The sequence below is a fragment of the Streptomyces torulosus genome, from assembly GCF_001419765.1.
Lineage (GTDB): Bacteria > Actinomycetota > Actinomycetes > Streptomycetales > Streptomycetaceae > Streptomyces > Streptomyces torulosus.
On sequence record NZ_LIRK01000284.1, the window covers coordinates 1 to 4,331 of the forward strand.

The window sequence follows — 4,331 nt, forward strand, 5'->3', positions numbered from 1 at the left end:
TGCCCTACCTCGTCGCCCTGCTGGCCGTGCACGCGGCCAGCCCCCCGTTCGGCACGGCCTACCGGCAGGGCGACGAGGTAGGGCAGTTCGGGGTCGGACCGCCGGGCCTCCGCGAGCAGTCCCGACAGCCGTCGGGGCGCATCGGCGGGGAGGTCCAGCAGCCGCATCGCCGCGGCCAGCTGCTCCTCGCTGAACCGGCTGTCGTCCGGGGTGGCGATCAGGTCCGGCTCCGGCATCTCCGCGCCCAGGTGCTCCCGCTCCACCGGGGGTGTGAACAGGAGGTCGACGAGGTCCCCGAGCCGCGGGGATCCCGGCGTACGCAGCCCCGTCCCGCGGGCGAAGAACGCGTCGGTCACCCGCCGGGCCTGCTCCACGGGCAGCGGCAGCAGCGGTGCGAGCAGATGGCCGTAGAGGTCGGTCCCCGAGGTCGTCATGGGGGTGGCGAAGGCCTGCCGGTCCTGCTCCGCGCGGAACAGGGGGCCGGCCTCCAGCAGCCGGGACTGCAACTGGGTGTGCCGGCGGATGCAGTCCTTGACGATGTCGACGAGCTCGGCGGCGCGCCGCTTCTGCTCGGGGTCCTCGGACTCGTCGCGGGCCTTGCGGATGTTGGTGAGGATCGCGTTCTCGTGGCGGTAGCGGTCGGCTACGTGGTCGAGCGCCTCGGCGATCATGTCGGGGACGGCCTGGAGCCAGTCGACCGCGCGGACGTTGCGCCGGGTGGCGTCCAGGGCCTTGCGGAGCGTCTCCGAGTACTGCACGGTCCGGTAGCGCGCCTGTTCGGCGGCGAGCTGGGCGTCGGCGAGCCGGCCCCGGCTGATGAGGACCTCCAGCTTGACCTCGGCGGCGATCTGCGCGCTGGTGACGTCGGTGTCGAGGGCGCCCACCAGGACGTTGACCGCCTCGTCGGTCGTGCGGAGGTAGACCCCGCCTCCGTACCCGGGGACCTCCTCGATCAGCTTGAAGTCGTAGTCGCGGCGCACATAGGTGCCGTCGGAGGCGAAGGTGCCGTAGACGGCGCGGAACCCGCGGTCGACGCTGCCGACGTTGATCAGGTTCTCCAGGACCCAGCGGGCGACGCGCTCGTGCTCCTCGACGGGGCGCCGCGGGGCCTGGGCGGCGATACGGGGGATGAGCCGGGCGACGATCTGGTCGTGGTCGGCGCCGGTGTCGAAGTCCATGTTGAGCGTGACCAGGTCGATGGCGGCGAGGGCGACCTCCGCCATGCCGTACACCGAGTACTCACCCGCGAGGTTGGCCTTGCGCGCGTCGAGGTCGTGCAGCGGCGCGGTGCAGGCGAGCGCGCGCAGCCGCCGCGCCAGGCCCTCGTCGGCGGCCGGGCCCGGCGCCGGGCGCGGCCCCGCGCTGAGCTGGGGCGGAACGCTGTCCGTCGATACGGGTGAAGTCACGGTGCACAGATTAGGTCCTGGGTCTGACAGCGACCCAAATCGCTGCCCCGGCGGGCCACCGGGCCGAGCGGAGAACGCCACGCCACCGGGCCGGGCGAACGCCGTACCACCGGCCCTCGCCCGACATCACCATCCCGGGCTGGGTCGCAGCCCGCTCAGGACACGTCGGCCACCCGGCGGCCGTAGACCTCGACCAGGCCCTGCAGCGAGTCGTCGAGGTACTCGGCCAGCATCTCCTCGGCCCGGTCGCGTTCGCCCCGCTGGAGCGTCCCGAGGATCAGCTGGTTCCGCGCCAGGTACGGCTCGTAGAGCTTGCGCGGGTTGTCCACCACGTGGAACGCGAGCCGCAGTTCGGCGAAGACGCTGCGCATGAGTTCGTCGGTGCGGGCGCTGCCCGCGAGGGCGACCAGTTCGCGGTGGAAGTGGATGTTGGCGGTGGAGACGCCCTTCCAGTCGCCCTCCCGCGCCTGCCGCTGACCGTCGGCGACCGCCTCGGCGAGCCCGTCGAGGCCGTACGGCGGCTCGCCGAGCCCGCGGACGACGGCGCACTCCACGAGCCGGCGGGTGCGGTAGATGTCCTCGACGTCCTGGACGGTGAGGACCCGCACGAAGACCCCGCGGTTGAGCTCGTGCACGAGGAGCCGTTCATGGGTGAGCAGGCGGAACGCCTCCCGGAGGGTGTTGCGGGAGACCCCGAGGGCACCGCCGATGCTGTCCTCGGACAGGCGGGTGCCCGGCGGGAAGAAGCCTTCGGCGATCCGGCTCCGGAGGATGTCCGAAACCCGCTCGGCGGTGCTGGTGCGGCCCAGCAGGGCCCGGTCGTCGGCAAGTCCCGTCAGTTCGGCGGCCATGCGCCGAATTCAACCGCAGTCATCAGAACGAGACAACATGGGTATTGAAGGATCGTTCAACGATCCTCTACCTTGCTGGACAGGCGCCCCGAACCACGCCACGGTTCGCCCCACCCGGCGCCGACCGCCCCCACGCGGCACGGCACAACGGCTTGGCACGCCGACACGACACAACGGCGCGGCACGCCGACACGGCACGACGGCACGGTTCACCTCTCACGCATCCTCCGTCCCTCATTGCGAGGTGCTCATGAGCTCGACCCCTCCCTCCTCCTCGGTCCCCACGACCACATCTCAGCCCTCGGCAGGCGCACAAGCCGCTGACGACGGCGCGTTCGGCTGGCTGCGCGCCCTCGGCCCGCGCGGCCGCCGCGCCTTCGGCGGCGCGTTCGGCGGCTACGCCCTCGACTCGTACGACTACTTCACGCTGCCGCTGAGCATGGTCGCGCTCGCGGCCTACTTCGGGCTGGACAGCGGCCAGACCGGCCTGTTCACCACGGTCACGCTGGTCGTCTCGGCGATCGGCGGCGCCGCCGCGGGTGTGCTCGCGGACCGGATCGGCCGGGTGAAGGCCCTGATGATCACCGTGATCACCTACGCGGTCTTCACCGTGGCCTGCGGCTTCGCGCCCAACTACGAGACGCTGCTGGTCTTCCGGGCCCTCCAGGGCCTCGGCTTCGGCGGCGAGTGGGCGGTCGGCGCGATCCTGGTCGCCGAGTACGCGAGCGCCAAGCACCGGGGGCGCACGCTCGGCGCGATCCAGAGCTCCTGGGCCGTCGGCTGGGGACTCGCCGTGATCGTCTACACGGTGGTCTTCTCCGTCTTCGGCGACGACCTCGCCTGGCGCGTGATGTTCTGGACGGGCGCGCTGCCCGCGCTCCTCGTCGTCTGGGTGCGCCGCTCGGTCGAGGACGCCCCGGAGGCGGCCGCCGCGCGGGAGCGGAGCGCCGAGAAGGGCTCGTTCGCCGCGATCTTCCGGCCCGGCACCGCGGCCGCTCCCGGACTGCTGCGCACGACGCTGTTCGCCGTGCTGCTGTCCACGGGCGTCCAGGGCGGCTACTACACCCTGGCGACCTGGGTGCCGACGTATCTGAAGACCGAGCGCGACCTGTCCGTCGTCGGCACCGGCGGCTATCTCACGTTCCTGATCTCCGGTGCCTTCATCGGCTACCTCACCGGCGGCTACCTCACCGACCGCCTCGGCCGCAGGCGGAACATCTGGCTCTTCGCGGTGCTGTCGGCGCTGTGCATCCTGGCGTACGCGAACATACCGAGCGGCGCCAACGGCCTTCTCCTGGTGCTCGGTTTCCCGCTCGGGTTCTGCATGTCGGCGATCTTCAGCGGCTTCGGGTCGTACCTGAGCGAGCTGTACCCGGCGGCCGTGCGCGGCACCGGGCAGGGCTTCACGTACAACACCGGGCGCGCCGTGGGCGCCGTGTTCCCGACGACGGTCGGCTTCCTGGCGGACAGCTGGGGGGTGGGCGGCGCGCTGGTCTTCGGCGCGATCGGCTACGCCCTGGCGGCCGTCGCCCTCCTCGGCCTGCCGGAGACGCGCGGGCAGGAGCTGGTATGAACCCCGCGACCGCGCAGGACCGTCCCGTGACCCTGGTAGAGCCGCACGCGCACGCGTGGAGCCCCGGTGAGGCCCGCGCCCGGTTCCGCGCCGGGCTGCCGGGGCCCACCGCCGGTGTCGCCGCCGGGCACACCCAGGCGAATCTGATCTCGGTGCCCGCCGACTGGGCGTACGACATGCTGCTGTTCTGTCAGCGCAATCCGAAGCCCTGTCCGGTGCTCGACGTGACGGACGCGGGAGCCTGGACCACCCCGCTCGCCGAGGGCGCCGACCTGCGCACCGACCTCCCCCGCTACCGGGTGTGGGAGCACGGCGACCTGGTGGCCGAACCGACGGACGTGGTCGACGTCTGGCGGGACGACCTGGTGTCGTTCCTCATCGGGTGCAGCTTCACCTTCGAGTGGGCGCTCACCGAGGCCGGCGTCCCGATGCGCCACATCGAGCAGGGCCGCAACGTCCCCATGTACGTCACCGGCCGTCAGTGCCGGCCCGCGGGCCGGC

Annotated in this window: 4 protein-coding genes; 2 read left to right on the top strand and 2 right to left on the bottom strand. The window is 72.3% G+C overall.

Annotation, left to right across the window (positions count from 1 at the left end; translation table 11 throughout):
- Positions 1-1,406: hypothetical protein (locus tag AOK23_RS20310; protein ID WP_240496472.1), on the bottom strand; the 1,406-nt coding region annotated here is incomplete at its 3' end.
- Between the two features lie 155 nt (positions 1,407-1,561).
- Positions 1,562-2,257 carry a GntR family transcriptional regulator gene (locus AOK23_RS20315; protein WP_055714116.1) on the bottom strand — a complete coding sequence of 232 codons (696 nt, stop codon included), beginning with the start codon at positions 2,255-2,257 and terminating at the stop codon, positions 1,562-1,564.
- Positions 2,258-2,507: 250 nt separating this feature from the next.
- Here AOK23_RS20315 and AOK23_RS20320 point away from each other — a divergent pair, with 250 nt between their 5' ends.
- Both AOK23_RS20320 and AOK23_RS20325 read left to right on the top strand, forming a co-directional pair.
- A complete protein-coding gene (locus AOK23_RS20320) occupies positions 2,508-3,830 on the top strand; it encodes an MFS transporter (protein ID WP_055714117.1) in 1,323 nt (440 codons plus the stop codon).
- The coding region (locus AOK23_RS20325) for a D-glutamate cyclase family protein (protein ID WP_157878097.1) at positions 3,827-4,331 on the top strand (505 nt) is incomplete at its 3' end. The genes AOK23_RS20320 and AOK23_RS20325, both read left to right, overlap by 4 nt.

Coding starts and splice junctions, on each gene's coding strand:
- AOK23_RS20320 (WP_055714117.1), top strand. CDS start 2,508: ATGAGCTCGACCCCTCCCTCCTCCTCGGTCCCCACGACCACATCTCAG.
- AOK23_RS20315 (WP_055714116.1), bottom strand. CDS start 2,257: ATGGCCGCCGAACTGACGGGACTTGCCGACGACCGGGCCCTGCTGGGC.